General features: G+C 64.4%; 17 protein-coding genes and 1 pseudogene. 6 read left to right on the plus strand and 12 right to left on the minus strand.

Translation table 11 applies throughout. The features are described 5' to 3' along the window. Positions 1-10 precede the first annotated feature (10 nt). Complete coding sequence (pepF, locus tag C443_RS10455; RefSeq protein WP_005536172.1) at positions 11-1,801, minus strand: oligoendopeptidase F; 1,791 nt, start codon at positions 1,799-1,801, stop codon at positions 11-13. Positions 1,802-1,846: 45 nt separating this feature from the next. After that, the gene (gene truA / locus C443_RS10460) at positions 1,847-2,674 is read right to left on the minus strand and encodes a tRNA pseudouridine(38-40) synthase TruA (RefSeq protein ID WP_005536174.1); all 828 of its coding nucleotides are present in this window, start codon (positions 2,672-2,674) and stop codon (positions 1,847-1,849) included. A 95-nt stretch (positions 2,675-2,769) separates the two neighbouring features. Here truA and C443_RS10465 point away from each other — a divergent pair, with 95 nt between their 5' ends. Next, on the plus strand, positions 2,770-3,276 hold the full coding sequence (locus C443_RS10465) for a GNAT family N-acetyltransferase (protein ID WP_005536176.1): 507 nt from the start codon (positions 2,770-2,772) through the stop codon (positions 3,274-3,276). A 68-nt stretch (positions 3,277-3,344) separates the two neighbouring features. On the opposite strand, the gene C443_RS10470 is transcribed toward C443_RS10465, so the two are convergent. Both C443_RS10470 and hisS read right to left on the minus strand, forming a co-directional pair. Beyond that, the gene (locus C443_RS10470) at positions 3,345-3,767 is read right to left on the minus strand and encodes an SHOCT domain-containing protein (protein WP_005536178.1); all 423 of its coding nucleotides are present in this window, start codon (positions 3,765-3,767) and stop codon (positions 3,345-3,347) included. A 61-nt stretch (positions 3,768-3,828) separates the two neighbouring features. Continuing rightward, positions 3,829-5,136 carry a histidine--tRNA ligase gene (gene hisS / locus C443_RS10475; protein ID WP_005536180.1) on the minus strand — a complete coding sequence of 436 codons (1,308 nt, stop codon included), beginning with the start codon at positions 5,134-5,136 and terminating at the stop codon, positions 3,829-3,831. A 256-nt stretch (positions 5,137-5,392) separates the two neighbouring features. Here hisS and C443_RS10480 point away from each other — a divergent pair, with 256 nt between their 5' ends. Further along, positions 5,393-6,058 carry an RAD55 family ATPase gene (locus tag C443_RS10480; RefSeq protein WP_005536181.1) on the plus strand — a complete coding sequence of 222 codons (666 nt, stop codon included), beginning with the start codon at positions 5,393-5,395 and terminating at the stop codon, positions 6,056-6,058. Positions 6,059-6,093: 35 nt separating this feature from the next. Here C443_RS10480 and C443_RS10485 read toward each other — a convergent pair whose 3' ends face one another. From C443_RS10485 to C443_RS10500, 4 genes are all read right to left on the minus strand, one after another. Further along, positions 6,094-6,711 carry a DUF7411 family protein gene (locus tag C443_RS10485; RefSeq protein ID WP_005536182.1) on the minus strand — a complete coding sequence of 206 codons (618 nt, stop codon included), beginning with the start codon at positions 6,709-6,711 and terminating at the stop codon, positions 6,094-6,096. After that, a complete protein-coding gene (locus C443_RS10490) occupies positions 6,712-7,056 on the minus strand; it encodes a DNA-binding protein (protein WP_005536183.1) in 345 nt (114 codons plus the stop codon). Positions 7,057-7,143: 87 nt separating this feature from the next. Further along, positions 7,144-7,605: a 30S ribosomal protein S19e gene (locus C443_RS10495; RefSeq protein ID WP_004964492.1), complete on the minus strand. Its 462-nt coding sequence runs from the start codon at positions 7,603-7,605 to the stop codon at positions 7,144-7,146. Positions 7,606-7,719: 114 nt separating this feature from the next. After that, a complete protein-coding gene (locus C443_RS10500; RefSeq protein WP_005536184.1) occupies positions 7,720-8,754 on the minus strand; it encodes a lysylphosphatidylglycerol synthase transmembrane domain-containing protein in 1,035 nt (344 codons plus the stop codon). A 96-nt stretch (positions 8,755-8,850) separates the two neighbouring features. Here C443_RS10500 and thiL point away from each other — a divergent pair, with 96 nt between their 5' ends. Further along, the gene (gene thiL, locus C443_RS10505; RefSeq protein WP_005536185.1) at positions 8,851-9,717 is read left to right on the plus strand and encodes a thiamine-phosphate kinase; all 867 of its coding nucleotides are present in this window, start codon (positions 8,851-8,853) and stop codon (positions 9,715-9,717) included. Between the two features lie 30 nt (positions 9,718-9,747). Here thiL and C443_RS10510 read toward each other — a convergent pair whose 3' ends face one another. Both C443_RS10510 and C443_RS10515 read right to left on the minus strand, forming a co-directional pair. Then, a complete protein-coding gene (locus tag C443_RS10510; protein WP_005536186.1) occupies positions 9,748-10,992 on the minus strand; it encodes a site-2 protease family protein in 1,245 nt (414 codons plus the stop codon). A 95-nt stretch (positions 10,993-11,087) separates the two neighbouring features. Continuing rightward, complete coding sequence (locus C443_RS10515) at positions 11,088-11,336, minus strand: DUF7123 family protein (RefSeq protein ID WP_004518404.1); 249 nt, start codon at positions 11,334-11,336, stop codon at positions 11,088-11,090. A 419-nt stretch (positions 11,337-11,755) separates the two neighbouring features. Here C443_RS10515 and pyrH point away from each other — a divergent pair, with 419 nt between their 5' ends. Beyond that, positions 11,756-12,442, plus strand: coding sequence for a UMP kinase (pyrH, locus tag C443_RS10520; protein ID WP_005536188.1), 687 nt, complete (start codon positions 11,756-11,758; stop codon positions 12,440-12,442). Beyond that, positions 12,443-14,080: a lysine--tRNA ligase gene (lysS, locus tag C443_RS10525; RefSeq protein ID WP_005536190.1), complete on the plus strand. Its 1,638-nt coding sequence runs from the start codon at positions 12,443-12,445 to the stop codon at positions 14,078-14,080. It abuts the gene before it with no gap. A 51-nt stretch (positions 14,081-14,131) separates the two neighbouring features. Here the strand turns inward: lysS and C443_RS21695 are convergent, their stop codons facing one another. Together C443_RS21695 and C443_RS10530 are read right to left on the minus strand one after the other, a co-directional pair. Next, complete coding sequence (locus C443_RS21695; RefSeq protein WP_005536191.1) at positions 14,132-14,308, minus strand: hypothetical protein; 177 nt, start codon at positions 14,306-14,308, stop codon at positions 14,132-14,134. A gap of 62 nt (positions 14,309-14,370) precedes the next feature. Then, a pseudogene (locus tag C443_RS10530) lies at positions 14,371-15,266 on the minus strand (universal stress protein). A gap of 101 nt (positions 15,267-15,367) precedes the next feature. Between C443_RS10530 and C443_RS10535 the strand changes: the two are divergent. Next, positions 15,368-17,134, plus strand: coding sequence for a site-2 protease family protein (locus C443_RS10535; RefSeq protein WP_005536197.1), 1,767 nt, complete (start codon positions 15,368-15,370; stop codon positions 17,132-17,134). Positions 17,135-17,161 lie beyond the last annotated feature (27 nt).

Here is a 17,161-nt window from a genome sequence, read left to right on the forward strand (position 1 = left end):
ACTGGCCACCCTACAACAGCTCGGCAAACTCGTCGAGGTAGTCGCCGTACGTCGAGAGCGCGGACTCAACGGGGTCCGGACTGGCCATGTCGACGCCGGCGTCACGAAGCAGTTCCAGCGGGTACTGCCGCGACCCACTCCGGAGGAAGTCGATGTACCGCTGGGCGGCGGGCTCGCCTTCGTCGAGGATACCGTCGACGAGCGCGACGGCCGCCGAGATGCCGGTCGCGTACTGGTAGACGTAGAACGCACGGTAGAAGTGCGGGATACGCATCCACTCGCGGGCGATGCGGTCGTCGAGCACCGCCGGCTCGTAGTAGTCGCCTTTCAGCTCCCGGTAGAGGTCGTCCAGTCGGTCGGGAGTCAGCGGCTCGCCGGCCTCGGACATCTCGTGGGTGCGGTGCTCGAACTCGGCGAACATTGTCTGCCGATAGAGGGTGGAGCGGAACCGTTCGAGGTACTCGTTGAGGATATGCCGGCGCAGGCGCTCGTCCTCGACGGTGTCCAGCAGGTGGTGAGTCAACAACGTCTCGTTGACCGTGCTCGCAACCTCGGCGACGAAGATCTCGTAGCCGGAGTAGACGAAGGGCTGCTCCTCGCTGGTGTACTCCGAGTGCATCGAGTGGCCGAGTTCGTGGGCCAGCGTGTACATCGACTCCACGTCGTCCTGATAGTTCATCAGGATGAACGGCTGGGAGTCGTAGGTGCCGCCGGAGTACGCACCGGACTGCTTGTGCTCGGTCTCGTAGACGTCGACCCACCGTGAGTCCAGCCCCTCGGCGAGCCGGGACTGGTAGTCATCGCCCAGCGGCGCGACGGCCTCGGTGACGTACTCGCAGGCCTGTTCATACTCGATTTCGGGCGATTCCTCCTGCACGAGTGGGGTGTAAAGATCCCACATCCGAAGCTCGTCCGCACCGATTGACTGACGTTTGAGGTCGGCGTGGCGGTGGAGCGTATCGAGGTTGTCGTGGACGGTGTCGACCAGCGTGTCGTACACCGCAACGGGGACGTTCGGGCCGTCCAGCGCGGCTTCGCGGGCGGTGTCGTAGTTGCGGGCGTTAGCCATCTTCACGTCCATCTTGACGGCGTTCTTGTAGGCCGTCCCGACAGCGTTGCGGACGGTCTCCCACTCGTCGTAGAACGCCTCGTAGACGCGCTGGCGGAAGTCGCGGTCGGGGTGTTTCTGGAGCGTCGTGAAGTTGTTGAGCGTGATCGGCTGCTGGTCGCCGTCGGGGTCCTCGACGGTCGGGAACGTCATGTCGGCATTGGCCAGCATGTTGTACACCTCGCCGGGCGCGCCGGTGACCTCGCCGAGTTCGGCGAGCAGGTTCTCGACCTCGGCCGAGCGGGTGTGGTCTTTCATCCGGAGCACGTCGTCGAAGTAGTGCTCGTACGGTTCCAGCGCCGGTTCCTCGTCAATCATCGCCCCGATGTCGTCGTAGTCCAGGTCTTGGAGTTCCGGGTCGAGGAACGAGGCCGCCGAACTGGCCTCCGACGAAAGCGACTGCGAGCGGGCGGTCAGTGCCTGATAGGTGTCGTCTGTCGTGTCCTCGTCCCGGCGCATCCGGGCGTAGGCGGCGACGTTCGACACCGTCCGCATCAGTTCCTCGTACGTCTCTAGCGTCGCAAGCAGGGTGGCGGCGTCCTCTGTGGCCCGTCCCTCGTAGGCGGACAGGTCCTCGATTAGCGCCTCCGCCTCCTCGTAGGCGGCTTCCCAGTCCTCGTCGCTGGCGTAGAGGGAATCGAGGTCCCACTTGTACGCCTCGTCGATGTCGCTCCGTGCGGGTACCGAACTCATAGCCCGCTCTTGGGACGGGGCCGAAGTAAGCCTTCGTTTCGGGAACTACAGCCCGTCGGTGATGTTGCCGGCAACCCGTGCAGTCGCGCAGGCGTTCGCACGCCGGTGTGCAAAGACCGTTCGGGCGTCAGCCACGGCGTCCTCGTCGCGGATGAAGTGCACGTTCGGATAGCGAACGTCGGTCAGCACCAGCGGTTCGGGCGCGGCCGGCGGAACCCCGTCAGGGCCGCTAACAGGCTCGGGCGAGAGGATGCGGTCTACCTTCGACAGCGGTGCCGAGCCGTCCGCGACAGCCGCCGCGAGTGAGACGAGTCGACGGACCAACTGACGGCAGAATCCACCAGCCGTGAACTGGACGACGAGGAACTGGCCGTCCCGTGCCCAGTCGATGTCGACGGTTCGATGAGTGCCGGTGTCGTCGGACGTGAGGTTGTGGAAGTCGTGTGTCCCAGTGAGCGCATCGACAGCGTCGGCCCACTGCCCGTCATCGACCGGTTCGTGTCCAGGTCGGTCGGTGTCCGTCGGCGCGTACAGGTAGTAGGTGTAGGTGCGCTCGGCGGCGTCGTGGGTCGCGTGGAAGTTCTCGGGGACATCAGCGCTTGCCCACACCCGAATGTCGTCCGGGAGTTCGCCGTTGAACGCCGCCGGTGAGAGCCACGCGGGCGCGTCGAAGGCAATTGTCTGTGCCCGCGCGGAGACGCCAGCGTCAGTCCGGCCTGCAGCCGCGTACCGTCCGGGCAGCCCCTCACCGCGCTCACAGACACTGAGGCGAACGAGCGCCGAGCGCAGTCGCCCCTCGACGGTGTCGACGTCGGGCTGGCGCTGGAACCCGTGATACGGTCGACCGTCGTAGGCCACGCGATAGGCGCGCATACAGATTTGTCGGCTGCGAGCCACTTGTCTCACCCGAATCTCAGTCGCTGGGAAGGATAGACGAACTTAGGCGTCCTGAGGACAAAGACAGGAGCATGTCCAACGCCGCCGCGGCGGATCACGACTTCCCTCGCCCGCCCGAAACGTTCACCGACCACGACGGGCGGACGGTGACAATCGAGGCCTATGAGGGCGACATCGACCCACTGGTGGAGATGTATGCTGATTTCGGGACTGAGTCCCGGTCACAGGGCGTCCCACCCCGGACTGAAGCGGACATCCGCAACTGGCTGCCGAACCTTGTCGAAGACGGCCTGAACGTCGTTGTCTGGCACGAGGATCGGGCCGTCGGCCACGCCGTCCTCGTCCCGTACCAGGACACCTCGGAACTGGCAATTTTTGTCCATCCGGAGTATCAGCACGCCGGTATCGGCTCACAGCTCATCCGCGTGCTCCTCGGATACGGGCAGGAAAACGGGCTCGACCGCGTCTGGCTCTCCGTCTCGAACACGAACCACGTCGCCCGAGCGCTGTACGAGTCGGTCGGCTTCGAGACGATCGCCAAAGAGCGCGTGGAGATGGAGATGGAACGGACGCTCTGACCGGACTGTCTCCCGAACGGCCTCAGGCAGGGATCGTGGTCACACGAAAGTAGTGGCCGGACTCCGTCTCATTCGGTTTCGAGACTGACTTCTCTGTTGGTTTCACGGACCTCGTTTTCAGTTCCGCTGTTCGCCGAGAGTGATTCGGTTTCCAGCAATCGGTCCAGTCGCCGCTCGAACTCGCTGTCAGTTAATTCACCGCGGGCGTACCGCTCCCGGAGCTGGTCGACCGGGTCTACCGTTGATTCCGAAGCCGTGGCCATGTCAGCTTCGTCCGAATCCGGCTCGGCCGCCGGCGATTCGATCATCGGGAGTTTCGATCCCAGAAGCGCGACAAGCGGGGCCAGGATGAACCAGCCGAGGATGATAAATATCGGAGCAAGCACGTTTCCGAGGCCAGCCGCACCTGCGAGCATGGCAAAGCCCATCGACAGTATCGCGATGGTTGCGACGAGCTTCCACCTCGGGAGGGCAATGGAGGGGAGCGTCATGTCGTCCACTCAACACGCCGGTCGCAAAAACTTACTGTCACAATCCGACCGCTAGGTCGCGCTACTCCGCGAAGTCTTCGAATGTCGGCCGGTCGTGGTCGCCGGGGAACTCGGAGATCGGGACGCTGATCTGCTCGCCGTCGTCCATCTCCTTGAGCGTTACCTCGTCGTTTTCGAGATCCTGCTCGCCAACGATGACGACCGTTTCGGCGTTGATACCGTCAGCGTAGCCCATCTGCGCGCCGAAGGACCGGTCGGCAACGTCGCTCTCGACGACGTGACCCCGCTCGCGCAGGTCACGGGCGATGCGGGCCGCGGTCGGGCGCGTGTCGCCGACCTGCAGGACGTAGTAGTCCGTCGACAGCTCCTCGGCGGGCCAGACGCCGGCGCGCTGGCAGAGCAACTGAAGCGTGGCGTGGCCGGGCGCGAACCCGACGGCCGGCGTCGGCTGGCCGCCGAAGCCTTCGATGAGGTCGTCGTAGCGACCGCCGCCGAACACCGAGCGTGACACCTCGCCCGTCGAGTCGAAGCACTCGAAGACGACGCCGGTGTAGTAGTCCAGCCCACGCGCGGTCGTTAGCGAGACAGTGAGGTGTTCGCGGACGCCGAAGTCCTCGGCCGCATCGAGCACTGCCTGCAGGTTATCGGTTGCCGCGCGGACGTCTTCGGAGCCGGTGAGGTCCGCGAGCGTTTCGATTTCCGCGGCGTCGATCTGCAGCATCTCGTCGAACTTGTCGGCCTGCCCGTAGTTGAGCCCCGCCTCGACAAGCGCGTCGAGGTAGTCGTCGTGGTCGACCTTCGCCCGCTTGTCAACCGCGCGAATCGCTTCGGGCACGTCCACGTCGGCCCCGAAGGACTCCAGCACGCCCGCGAGGATGTCTCGGTGGGAGACACGGATCTCGAAGTCCTCGGCGGTGAGCCCGAGGTCGGTGAGCATGTCCACGGCGACGGCCAGAACCTCGGCGTCAGCCGCCGGCTCCGCCGACCCGAATATGTCGACGTTGGTCTGGTAGAACTCGCGGAACCGCCCCTGCTGGGGCTCCTCGTAGCGCCAGAACGGTCGCGTCGACACCCACTTGATCGGCTTCGAGAGTTCCTGCTGCTTGGCGACGAACATCCGCGCGACGGTCGGCGTCAGCTCCGGCGTGAGCGCGACCTCGCGTCCGCCCTTGTCCTCGAAGCTGTACAGTTCCTCGACGATCTCCTCGCCGCTCTTGTCGACGTACATCTCGGTCGGTTCCAGCGCCGGCGTGCCGATCTCCCGGAAGCCGTAGCGCTGTGCGACGTCTTCCAGCGTGTCCATGGCCCACCGCCGAGCCTGCATCTCCTCGGGATAGAAATCGCGAAAGCCCTTGACGGAGTCGTACATACCCGCGTCTACAGCGAGCGCTCGCTTGAACCTGTTTGTTCACGCTGGCTACGACCAACAGACCGACGGCTGACACCTACCGGTAGAGAGTCGCTAAGAGGGGGCGACCGCTGCTCTTGCCAGCGGTCTACCCATAACTGTCGGGCGTGACTAACACCTGCCGGTAGGGAGCGGGCTAGAGGCCCACTGTGTAGAAGACGATCCGTGGTAGACGGTGGACAACAAAGCCACGCGGTACTGAGTCCCGTTGTATGGGATGGGCAGTGAACCGGTGGACGCCACGCGGGGTGAGACAGTGACGCAACGATTCGAGACGGGAGTTCGGGCGCTGGACCGGAAGCTCGATGGCGGCATTCCAGCTGGCAGCCTCGTCACATTGCTCGCTGAGCCGTCGAGCCAGGCAGAGCTGTTTCTCTCCGAGTTCGTCGCCCGGCAGGAGACGGTGTATCTCTCCGGCGAACAGGCACCCACGACGGTCACGTCGGCGCTACGGTCACAGCAAAGAGCCTACGACGATCTCACAGTCAGCCAACTGGACCGGGAGGCCCCGGTCAGTGATGCGCTTACTCATGTCGAGGGGCTGACGGAGCAGTCGCTCCTCGTCGTCGACCCGGTCGAGCCGCTTGAGCGCGCCGACACAGGGGAGTTTCGTGCCTTCCTCGAAGCGCTGCAGGCTAGACTCACACAGACCGACAGCGTTGCGGTCCTGTACGCGCTCAAACACAGCGCCACGCCGTCACAGCGCCACCGGACAGAGTACACAAGCGACGTCGTACTCGACCTCGAAACGAAGCGAAACGACGACGCTATCGAAAACAGGCTCTTCGTCCCGAAGTTCCGCGGGGGCCGCGCGCTTACCGAACCGATATGCCTCGACCTCACCGACCGCATCAGGGTGGACACCACGCGAGATATCGCCTGAGATGGCGAGCTACGTAGAGTAGACACCCGACACGGCTACCGCAGGCCCTGCACACGAGATTGCGTGTGCTCGGGGAAGATATCGGCTACAGCACCCTCACCATAGCGCTCCCGCAAGAGCGTGCGGAGTTCGACTTCGTAGTCGGCCTTCGGAATCTCGGCGCTGGGGCCGCTCTCGACGACGAGTTTGTCGGCGGCCATCGCGTCGATAGCGCCGCGGCCGATGCCCGCAAGCGGCGCGAGGTAGTCCACGTCGAAACGGTCCTCGATGCTCTGGGCGAACGGGCGGTCCACCGTCGGCACCCGGTCGTCGCGGCGGGTGCCGTCAGCCACGGCATCGACTGTGTCGATACCATCAGCATCGGCGACCCAGTCACCACGGGCAACGGTTTCGACGGCGTGTTCGTGGATCTGCTGGATGCCGTTGCGCGGGTAGCCGTCGTCGTACATCTGCTCGACGGCGTCGTGGGCCACGTCCGGGTCCAACTCGACCGTCGCGTGGTCGAAGCCGACGGCCGTTGCGCTCTCCTGTGCAGGGTCGGTGTCACAGACGCCGAAAGAGCCGCTGACGAGCGTCACGTCGTAAAAGGGGCCAAGCAAAAGCGCCGCCAGCGTCGAGTCCTTTCCGCCGCTGTACAACAGAGCACAGCGCATCTACCGGCGCTTGATATCGAAGCTCTTGGAGTCGGGCGTCAGCTCCGAGAGGAGTTCTTTCATCTGGTCCTCGTCGATCTGGCCCTGCACGCGGCCGCTACGGGCCAGCGCAACGACCTGCTGTTCGACCTGTTCGCCGACCTGCGGTTTCGACATCTTGACCGTGTTGAGCCGCTTGCGCGCGCCGTCAGTAAGGTTCTGTTTGAGGACGGCCTGTTTCTGGGCTTCAGCCTGCTGTTGCGCGGCCTCTTGGCCCTCGCCCTCACCGCCCTGCTGTTCCTTGAGCTGCTCCATCTTCTTTTTTCGGAGCTCGTCGAGTTCTTCCTCGCTGGGGTCGCCACTCATAGTTGTATAGAGATACTGGAGTCGGTCGGAAAACGATTTCGGAGCAGGAGCTACGGGGCGAGTGAAAAACAGCGAAAAAGGCGTCAGTTACGCGTAGCGTTCGAGTTCTGGACGGTCGAGTTCCGTCAGGAGGTCGCCTGCGGTGTCGTCGAGGAGGCTGCGGCCGTCACCCGTGACACGGCGGCCGTCGTTTTCGCTGGTCTCGACGTAGCCGGCGTCTTCGAGCTGCTGGAGCGCCGTCCGGATGATGTTGCCCGAGCCCTTGGTCTTCTGGTGTGGGCGGACGCGGTAGCGGGTCGTCCCCTGCTTCGAGGTGCCGTACTCGGAGCGGAGAGCGTTGACGCCGACAGGACCGTCGACGGCGACCTTTCGGAGGAGGCTGGCGGCACGTCGCGTCCAGAAGTCCTCCTGCTCAGGTGGGAGTTCGCGGTCGACACCGGTCTTGGTGAACTCGGCCCAGTCCGGCGCTTCGATGTCGTCTTCGTCTGCGAGCGTCTCCGTGAGCGCCTCGATGAGTTCCTCGGGGGGAACGTCGTAGAGTGTAGCCATTGCAGATTTCTTTCCGTCGCCGTCATTTAAACGCGTCGTTCGCAGTCGGCGGGCGTGAACCGTTCACTCGCCCATAGGCCAGCGATGCTCTCACTTCTGTCGGGAATCGTGGAGTCACTCCTCGGGCGCTGCAGCCCGGTCGACGCCGAGCGCAGCGGCGACGCCGCCGCCGAGAACCGTCGGCAACAGGTAGCTCCCGACGCGGTGGATCAGCACCCCTGAGGTGGCCAGCGCGGCCGAAACCGGGGTCGTCGAGACCAGCAGCGTCACGAGCACCGTCTCGATAGCGCCGGACCCGCCGGGAAGCGGTACGACGCTGGCGATACTCCCGACGGGGACGACAAGCAGGACAACTTCGACTGGTACTGGTGCCCCAACGGCGTACAGCGATGTCCACAGCGACGCCGACAGGCAGACCCAGCCAACGGCCGAGAGCCCGAAGGTCTGGAGAACGGTCCGCCGGTCGGTCGCGATGCGCTCGATGGCCGAAAAGAACCCCTCAATTCGTGCCTCGATGTTGGCCGCAGACGGCGGTGACCATCGGGGCACGACGTTCGACAGCGCGGCCAGAGTCGGTGCGACACCGCGAATGACCAGCGCTTGAACCCGGTCCCGGTGTCGCCAGCCCAGGACAGCAGCAGTAGGGATACCGACCGCGAGTGCCGCGACAGCACCGGCGGCAAATGCCAGATTCCGTGTTAGCTGGACCGCACCGGCGGCGACAAACGTGAAGCCGATGATGGCGTACCCGACCGACGGGAGGAAGTGGACTGTGTCGACGGTGGCGATAGCCGCCAGTCCGGTCTCGTACTCGGTGTCGGCGGCCGTCGAGATGAGCAGTGCGCTCACTGGCTCGCCGCCGGCCTGACCAAAGGGCGTGACGTTGTTCGAGAACACTGCGGCGACGAACACGAGCACGGCTGTGTGTGGCGCTACTGGTGCGCCGAGCGCTTGCAGGACCGTCCGCAGCGCCAGCCCCCACGAGACGAGCCAGAACATGGCGATGCCCGCAACAGCGAGAAGCGCCCACGGATCTGCCGTCGCGAGCGCGTCCACGGTCTCGCTGATGCCGACAAGCCACACCAGCCCTGCGAGGACGGCGAGCGCCGCCGCGAACCCGACGACAGTCGCCATCCGGTTCCCATCCATGTGGGTGGAATTGGCAGTCTCCGGTTTCAACCCACCGACCCTGTCCCGCCGGCGGATATCCCCGGAGGTTTTGCCCCGGGAACCCGACGACGGGGTATGGACGAGCGGGCCGCACTCGCCGAGATGGCCGACCGGCTTCCCGACGCAGGCGACGACTGCGCTATCGTTGACGGGCAGGTCATCACGACCGACATGCTCCACGAGCGGACGGACTTCCCGGCGGGAACGACCCGCTACACGGCAGGCTGGCGTGCTGTCGCGGCCTCACTGTCGGACGTTGCGGCGATGGGGGCCGAGGCAACGGCGGCGGTGGCCGCGTACGGCGCGCCGTCGTTCGAGGCGGACGAACTCGGGGCATTCGTCGACGGCGCACAGGACGTGTGTCACGCGGTCGGCGCGGAGTACGTCGGCGGCGACCTGGACAGCCACGACGAGTTCACCGTCGCGTCGACGGCTATCGGCTCCACAGCCAACCCGGTCCGGCGCTCGGGCGCGTCGGCCGGTGAGGTGGTCTGTGTCACCGGAACGCTGGGCCAGTCAGCCGCCGCCCTCGAACTGTTCGACCGGGGCGACACCGACCAGGCGAACGAGCTATTCCAGTTCGAACCCCGCGTACGTGCGGGCGTTGCGCTCCGACCGCACGCGACAGCGATGATGGATTCGAGCGACGGGCTGGCCCGCTCGCTCCACCAGTTATCCGAGGCCAGCGGCTGTGGCTTCGCTATCGAGGAGCCACTGCCGATGGACGCGCAAGTCGACGCGCTTGCGGAGACTGAACAGGAGCGCAGGGAGCTGGGTGTGTTCTTCGGCGAGGACTTCGAGCTGGTCTGTACGCTGCCCGAGTCCGACGTGCCCGAAGCCAGAGAGGCAGTACCGTGCCCGCTCCACCGGATCGGCACGGCCACCGAGCGCGGCGTGACACTCGATGGCGAGACGCTGCCAGACCGAGGGTACTCACACTGAGAGCGGTCCAGTCTCGACGCGGGCTACCGGTCAGATCGCGCTGATCTCGAACGGGACCGGCGTGAAACAGGCCAGTCCAAGCAGGAACGTAAACACGCCGAGCAGCGTCCGCCGCCGGTCCAGCGTCGTGTCCACGGTCGGTCTGGCAGGACCCGCATACGCGAGCCCGGTGGCGAACAGGCCCCAGAACACCCACAGCCCCCAGACGCCGAAGCCGATCGGCGGCGGGTCGCGGGTGAAATACAGGTAACCGGCGAGTGCGAACAGCGCGCCGGGCACCGCAGCGGCGACGGTCTCCTGACGCTGCCCGACGATGGACCGCACGATGTGGCCGCCGTCGAGTTGCCCGACTGGGAGCAGATTCAGGAACGTGAAGAACATCCCGGCCCAGCCAGCGAACACAATCGGATGGACTGACTCGCCGGGGCCGACCTCGGTCCCAAGCCCCAGCGCATTCACCAGAGCCTCGAGCGTCTGGAACAGGAGCGGATAATTGAACGTGATGATGACGCCGGTGTCGCTGTTTGCCACCCGTTCCGGGACCGTGATCGGGTCTATCGAGAGGCCGATGACCGTGACGATCGTCGTCGCGACAAGACCGGCCAGCGGACCGGCGACGCCGATATCGAACAGCGCCGTCCGGTCGGGGATGCGCCCCCGGATGTTGATGACCGCCCCCATCGTGCCGAGATACGACGGGAAGGGGATGAAATACGGGAGGGTCACGTCGACGCCGTGGTAGCGGGCGGCGGCGTAGTGACCCAGTTCGTGAATGCCGAGTACGCCCAGCATCGCGACCACGAACGGCCAGGCCTCGAACACGCGAAGCGGGTCCTCGGCGACCGGAATGTAGTACCAGGCGGTCGCGCCGACGTACAGCGTCGACGCGATAGTCGCCAGCAGGAGCCCGATGTTGAGCCACGGGACGCCGGAGTCCGTGTCCATGGGTTCCGCAATCAACGCGTACTGGTTCTGGCGTGCGTTCAACGAACCATTGGGAGTAATTGGGTCATCGGCGTCCAGATCGCCGACAACAGTAGTGCCCCCATTGCTCGTCGCAGCAGCCGTCGCAGCCGATTCGAGACCGAGTTCTTCGAGCCGAACGTCGTAGCCCTGCTGTCTGAACACCGGCCTGAGTTGCTCAGCGACGGCAGCTGGTGGCACTAGCGGGTCGCCAATATATTGGACCGTTCCGTCCACCCGCCGCACTGACGAGACGGAGAACACGCCGGCCAGTCGGTCAGGCGACGGCGGGTCGGCGGCGGAGCCACTCATCGACTATCTGTAAACGATGCGGGCACAAATACTCCGCGAACAATCACATGGGTTGCAGAGGTTCCGTCGGAAAACTGTACACGGGGACCAGTCGCCTACGCCGGCTCAATACGCCAGGTGGTCGCGCTCGTGTACGACCACTTTTCGACGTTGATCTCGGACGCGCTGTCCTTGAGCTTGACCATCAGGGCACCGATCTCCTTCGGGGAGAGACCGACTTCGTCAGCGATGAACTTGCTCTTGAAATACATCTCGCCGTCACTCGCCTTCTCTGCGAGGAACGACTTCAGTCGCTCTTCTTTGGAGGGCTCTTCCTCGCCGGAGGGCGTTGCAGTAGCGCTCATCTTTGTCACCTCACTTCTTCGTAACCCCGCCGGGAGTATATAAAGGGGGGAACCTTCAGGCCACTTCGGTCACTTTCAGGAGAAATCGAGCTAAAACGCATTTTTTACGACCGTTCCAGATTCTTTTAGACATTTTACAAAGGCCTCTAAGCAGATGAATTGGTTCTGGTCTCGTGGTGGTTTGAACGGTCTGTGAAAGAGAGATATCACCCTTTGTGACCCCAACAAACAGCATCATTCACTGGTAGCACAGCAGGTCTGTCAGACGTGCGTCAGCACGTCGGGCACACGTCATACGGGGATTCCTACCGGTGTGCGGCCGACAGCGGTCGCTGTGGGGACCAGAAGGGACCGAGTATAGAGACGGGAGTCAGTGGGCTTGACAACCCTTAAGAGTGCATCGCGGTTACGGCGGGCTAATGAAAGTCGTCGTCTCCATTGGCGGAAGCGTACTGGCCCCGGATCTCGACGCGGACCGGGTCGCCGACTACGCCGACGCCATCCAGTCGCTCGATGCACAGGGGCACACGCTCGGGACCGTCGTCGGCGGCGGCCCGACCGCACGTGACTACATCGGCAGCGCCCGCGATCTCGGCGCGAACGAAATCGAACTCGACCAGCTCGGCATCGCCGTCACGCGGCTGAACGGCCGGCTACTCATCGCTGCTCTAGACGACCGCGCCGCGCCGACGCCCGCGGAGAGCTACGACGAGGGCCGGGAAGCCATCCGTCGCGGAGATATCCCCGTACTCGGGGGCATCGTCGCCGCACAGACCACCGATGCCGTGGCGGCCGCTTTCGCGGAGTACGTCGGCGCTGATCTGCTCGTCTACGCGACATCCGTTCCGGGCGTCTACGATGCTGACCCGAACGAGGACGACGACGCGACGCGGTTCGACGAACTCGGCGCGAGCGAGCTCGTCGATGTGATTGCCGATATCGAGATGGATGCCGGCAGCAGCGCACCGGTCGACCTGCTGGCGGCGAAAATCATCCAGCGGTCCGGCATCCGGACAATAGTGCTCGACGGCACTGACCCCGAGCGCGTCGTGCGCGCGGTCGAAGACGGCGAGTACGAAGGGTCCGAGATTCTCCCGGAGGCATAGATGGCGGAAGACCCCTACGAGGTCGGCCGCGGCGGTTCCCGGGCGTTCTGGGCCGACTCCGTCGCCGACGCCATCGAGGAACGGGACCCCGACGAGCCGATCGTCATCAAGGGCGGCGTCTCCCCGTCGGGCGTCCCCCACATCGGCCACTTCAACGAGATTATGCGGGGCTACTACGTCGCCGAGGCCCTGCGTGACCGCGGTCACGAGGTTCGGCAGGTGTTCACCGCCGACGACAAGGACCGTCTCAGGGCGGTCCCCCGCCAGCTCGCCGACCTCGACTGGAACGTCGTCGGTCTCGGCGAAGTCGACGCTGGCGCGCTCGGGCGGAACCTCGGGAAGCCCTACACGGACATTCCAGACCCTTTCGGTTGCTGTGACTCCTACGGCGCTCACTTCACGACCCTTCTCCGGAAAAGCGCCGAACTGGTCGGCGTCGACGTGGAGTTCGTCTCGAACACCGAGCTGTACGCCGACGGCGAGTTCGAAGCAGTCACGCGCCGTGTGCTCGAACGTGCTGACCGAGCCCGTGACGTGCTCTCGGAATACCAGAACAAGGTCGACGACGACTACGTCCCGTTCCTGCCACAGTGTGCAGAGTGCGGGAAGATCACCGAGGGCGTCACGGCGGTCGACCTCGACGCCGGCGAAGTCGAATACGTCTGTGAAGACGTCGAAGCCGGCGACCAGACTATCGAGGGCTGTGGTCACGAGGGGACGGCGACGCTCCGGGATGGGAAGCTCCCGTGGCGGTTCGAATGGCCCGGTCAGTGGGAGATTCTGGGCGTCGACTTCGAGCCGTTCGGCAAGGACCACGCCGAGGGCTCCTGGCCCTCCGGCGAGGACGTCGCCGAGAACGTGCTGGACATCCAGCCCCCGGTCCCGATGGTGTACGAGTGGTTCACGCTCGACGGCGAGCCGCTCTCCTCGTCGTCGGGCAACGTCATCACCGTCGATGAGGTGCTCGACATCCTCGAACCGGAGGTGTTCAAGTACTTCTTCGTGAAAGACCCGCGGAAACAGCGGGACTTCTCCGTCGAGAACGTCGACCAGCTCGTCGACGAGTTCGACCGGTTCGAGCGGCGGTACTTCGAGGAAGTCGAGGCCAGCGAGGACGACGCCGAACTCGCCGAGCGGGCCTACCCGATGGTCGTAGACGAACCGCGCGAACAGCGGGTTCGGATTCCCTACACGTTCGCAGCCGTGCTCGGGATGACTGACGACCCGGAACAGCGGGAGCAGATCGCCCGGAAAGAGGGTCACATCCCGGACGATGCGCCAGAGTGGGCCGTCGAACAGGCGCTCGCTCGCGTCGAGCGTGCTCAAGAGTGGGCCAGCCTGACGAACAACGAGTTCAACTACGAACTCAAGCGAGCGGAGATGCCCGACGTGTTCTTCGACGACGCGACGGCGGCCGCACTGGACGAGCTGGCCGATTTCATCGCCGAAGGCCACGACGGCGAGACGATTCAGTCTGAAATATACGAGACGGCAAAGCGAAACGACATCGACATCAGCGAGTTCTTTTCGGCCGGCTACCGGCTGCTGTTCGACGATACCGAAGGCCCACAGCTCGGAACGTTCATCGCGAAACTGGATCAGGAGTTCGTTGTGGAGCGGTTCCGTCGGAACAAGTAGTCCGGAGTAGGACGGCCCTACCCGACCGAACGCGCCATCGAAACGGCGCGTTCAGGGCGACTGGTCCTGCGTGTCGACCCGCTCGAACATCGGTCCGAGCCGCTCGTCGTAACAGTCCTGACAGACGTACACGTCAATGACGCCCGTCTCGCTGTGCGTGTGAAACATCGCGTGGACGGTAGCGTCGAACGGGACCGTCTCGCCACAGATCCCGCAGGTTTCTGGCATTGTCCGGCACCGGGTTGTGATATGTTTCCACGATACATAGAACGGATGGTTTGTCCACTCGCTCAGGTCGAGCGGGGCGTCACTAGCACGGAGACATCGACAGTTCGGAGCAATTGCGACGTAACGCTGCCGAGCAGCTGGCGTTTCAGATTCGAGCGGCCGTGTGACGCCATCACGACGAGGTCGGTGTCGTTATCGGAGACATACTCTTGAATGCCGGCGGCGACGCCATCGAGCGAGGTCGTCTGTTCCACGGCAGTTTGGACTGATACGTCCGGAGCTATCTGTCCGAGTTCGTCAGCGGTTGCTGCGACGGCGTCACGTCCGCTGTCTTCCAGTCGTTCGATGAACGCCTCGTTCAGGCCACCAGCGTTGAACGCGCCGCCGGCGGCCTGGATATCGACGATATTGAGGACGTGGACTGTCGCATCGTACCGGTCTGCTACCGCCGCGCCGTGTCGCGTCGCCGTTTCGGCGTTCGCGCTGCCGTCAGTCGGGAGGAGGATCTGCGAGTAATCGAACTCATCCCTTTTCGCCTGTGTCCCGTCGGAAACGACGAGTACAGGCACCGCAGTTCGGTGCAAGATCTGTTCAGTGACCCCACCGAGGAGTCGCTTCCCGAGACCGGTCATTCCCTGTCGACCGAGGACGATGAGCTCTGCGTCGGTTTCGTGGGCGTACTCGTCGATCTGCACACTCGGTTTTCCTTCCAGCAATTCCGTCGTGACGGGCTGGCCGATATCGGCGGCGAGCGACTCGATGTCAGCGAGGACGGACTCGCCGTGTTCGCGGAGGCGTCCGCTCTCGCGGTCTGTTCGCGTGAGCCTGCGTGCTCGCTGGTCGACGACGTGAACCGCCTCGGCAGTCGCGTCGAAGTCCCTGGCCAGTGCAAGGCCACGCCGTGCGGCTGCCGTGCTTCGTCGCTCCCGTCGACGGGAATGAGAACGTGGTCGTACATTGCGTGGTCGTTTGCGGCGCGGTCACTTCACCGTTGGCTGCTGTGCCAGCAGTGTGTCCCAAACCAAACCCTCTTGCTTGGCTAAACCTATTTTCTGACAAATGGTGAGTACGCTGACGTGGGTCCTCGCGGGCCTTGTCGCCTACACCCTCCTCGCGATGGCGCTACGGACCCGCGGCGTTGTCCCCGAATATATTCGTTTTAGCGGCCCGATTACGACAATTCACACACAGAAGGGCAAGGCAGTCCTCGACTGGCTTGCACGGCCAAAGCGGTTCTGGCGCGCCTGGGGGAACCTCGGCGTCGGGTTCGGACTCGTCGTCATGGTCGGCTCGTTCCTCCTCGTTGCGCTTGGAGCCTACCAGGCGCTCGTCAACCCACAGCCCTCCGCACTGAACGAACCGCGGAACGCGCTGGCGATTCCCGGCGTGAACGACTTCCTCCCGCTGTCGGTCGCACCGGAAATCGTGCTCGGACTGTTGCTCGGCCTCGTCGTCCACGAGGGTGGCCACGGATTGTTCTGTCGCGTCGAAGACATCGACATCGAGTCGATGGGGCTTGCCCTGCTGGCGATCATCCCGATCGGAGCGTTCGTCGAACCAGATGAAGACGAACTCCTCCGCACCGACCGCGGCTCACAGGCCCGGATGTATACGGCCGGCGTGACCAACAACTTCGCGCTCGCGATCATCACGCTCCTGTTGCTGTTCGGACCGGTCGCCGGTGCTGTCGCCGTCGTCGATGGCGTGCCGGTCGGGAGCCCAATCAACGGAACCCCCGCCGCCGATGCGGGTATCGAGTCCGGTGACGTCATCACGGCGGTCGACGGCCAGTCTGTCGAGAACCAGCAGGCACTCGAATCGGTGCTGGCCGAAAGCGACGCACAGACTGTCGAAGTAGCCCGCAAAGACGCCGAAACCGTCAGCGTTGAGCGGTCCGTCGTCGTCTCTGCGGCCCTCCAGAGCGCGCCACTCGGGACTGGTGAGACGATTGTCTCTGTCGATGGAACTGCGGTTGCTACCCGAAGTGAGTTCGAACAGGCAGCCCAGAACCATCCCGTAGCCACACTCGAAACCGAATCCGGGGAGACGGTCACGACCCCGCTCGGTGCGTACGTGCTAGTTGCCGAGGACGGCCCGCTCGCTGGAGAGGGAGCACCAAGCGGCGAGGGCATGATTATCACCGAAGTCAACGGGGAACGAACACACAGCGGGGCGGCGTTGATGCAGGCCCTCGAGGGCGGCGAACCCGGTGACCAGGTGACGATCACCGGCTACGTCGACGGTGAGCGCGAGACCTACGAGGTGACGATGGCCGAAAGTGAGCAGGTGGACAACGGCATCATCGGTGTCAGCATCCAGCAGGGCATCAGCGGCATTCAGGTCAGTGACTTCGGCATCGACGCCTACCCCGCGGCGGCGTTCCTCGAATTCATCGGCGGGTCCCCGGACACGCCCACGTCAGTCTCCGAGTTCTCGTTCGCCCAGCGGATTTTCAGCACGCTCTTGCTCCCCTTCATCGGCGTCGCCGGCGGCTTCGGCTACAACTTCGCCGGCTTCACCGGGATCGCGACGAACTTCTACACTGTTCAGGGCCCGCTCGGGGCGCTCGGGACGACGCCGGTGTTCCTCCTTGCGAACGTCCTCTTCTGGACCGGCTGGATCAACCTCGTCATCGGCCAGTTCAACCTCATCCCGACGTTCCCGCTCGATGGTGGGCACATCCTGCGGGCATCGACCGAATCGTTCGTCTCGCGGCTGCCCGTCTCTGATGGGCGACGGGTGACGACGGCCGTCTCGATCGCGATCACGGTATCGATGATCAGCGGCCTCCTGTTGATGGTGTTCGGGCCGCGGCTTCTGACCTGAGGGGTTTCGTTACCCATTTACTCCCCG

Source organism: Haloarcula argentinensis DSM 12282, from assembly GCA_000336895.1.
GTDB classification, from domain to species: domain Archaea; phylum Halobacteriota; class Halobacteria; order Halobacteriales; family Haloarculaceae; genus Haloarcula; species Haloarcula argentinensis.

What these genes read in the sequence shown, in the direction of transcription:
- pepF (WP_005536172.1), bottom strand. Translation starts at nt 1,801, where the DNA reads ATGAGTTCGGTACCCGCACGGAGCGACATCGACGAGGCGTACAAGTGG.
- truA (WP_005536174.1), bottom strand. Translation starts at nt 2,674, where the DNA reads ATGCGCGCCTATCGCGTGGCCTACGACGGTCGACCGTATCACGGGTTC.
- C443_RS10465 (WP_005536176.1), top strand. Translation starts at nt 2,770, where the DNA reads ATGTCCAACGCCGCCGCGGCGGATCACGACTTCCCTCGCCCGCCCGAA.
- C443_RS10470 (WP_005536178.1), bottom strand. Translation starts at nt 3,767, where the DNA reads ATGACGCTCCCCTCCATTGCCCTCCCGAGGTGGAAGCTCGTCGCAACC.
- hisS (WP_005536180.1), bottom strand. Translation starts at nt 5,136, where the DNA reads ATGTACGACTCCGTCAAGGGCTTTCGCGATTTCTATCCCGAGGAGATG.
- C443_RS10480 (WP_005536181.1), top strand. Translation starts at nt 5,393, where the DNA reads ATGGGCAGTGAACCGGTGGACGCCACGCGGGGTGAGACAGTGACGCAA.
- C443_RS10485 (WP_005536182.1), bottom strand. Translation starts at nt 6,711, where the DNA reads ATGCGCTGTGCTCTGTTGTACAGCGGCGGAAAGGACTCGACGCTGGCG.
- C443_RS10490 (WP_005536183.1), bottom strand. Translation starts at nt 7,056, where the DNA reads ATGAGTGGCGACCCCAGCGAGGAAGAACTCGACGAGCTCCGAAAAAAG.
- C443_RS10495 (WP_004964492.1), bottom strand. Translation starts at nt 7,605, where the DNA reads ATGGCTACACTCTACGACGTTCCCCCCGAGGAACTCATCGAGGCGCTC.
- C443_RS10500 (WP_005536184.1), bottom strand. Translation starts at nt 8,754, where the DNA reads ATGGATGGGAACCGGATGGCGACTGTCGTCGGGTTCGCGGCGGCGCTC.
- thiL (WP_005536185.1), top strand. Translation starts at nt 8,851, where the DNA reads ATGGACGAGCGGGCCGCACTCGCCGAGATGGCCGACCGGCTTCCCGAC.
- C443_RS10510 (WP_005536186.1), bottom strand. Translation starts at nt 10,992, where the DNA reads ATGAGTGGCTCCGCCGCCGACCCGCCGTCGCCTGACCGACTGGCCGGC.
- C443_RS10515 (WP_004518404.1), bottom strand. Translation starts at nt 11,336, where the DNA reads ATGAGCGCTACTGCAACGCCCTCCGGCGAGGAAGAGCCCTCCAAAGAA.
- pyrH (WP_005536188.1), top strand. Translation starts at nt 11,756, where the DNA reads ATGAAAGTCGTCGTCTCCATTGGCGGAAGCGTACTGGCCCCGGATCTC.
- lysS (WP_005536190.1), top strand. Translation starts at nt 12,443, where the DNA reads ATGGCGGAAGACCCCTACGAGGTCGGCCGCGGCGGTTCCCGGGCGTTC.
- C443_RS21695 (WP_005536191.1), bottom strand. Translation starts at nt 14,308, where the DNA reads ATGCCAGAAACCTGCGGGATCTGTGGCGAGACGGTCCCGTTCGACGCT.
- C443_RS10535 (WP_005536197.1), top strand. Translation starts at nt 15,368, where the DNA reads ATGGTGAGTACGCTGACGTGGGTCCTCGCGGGCCTTGTCGCCTACACC.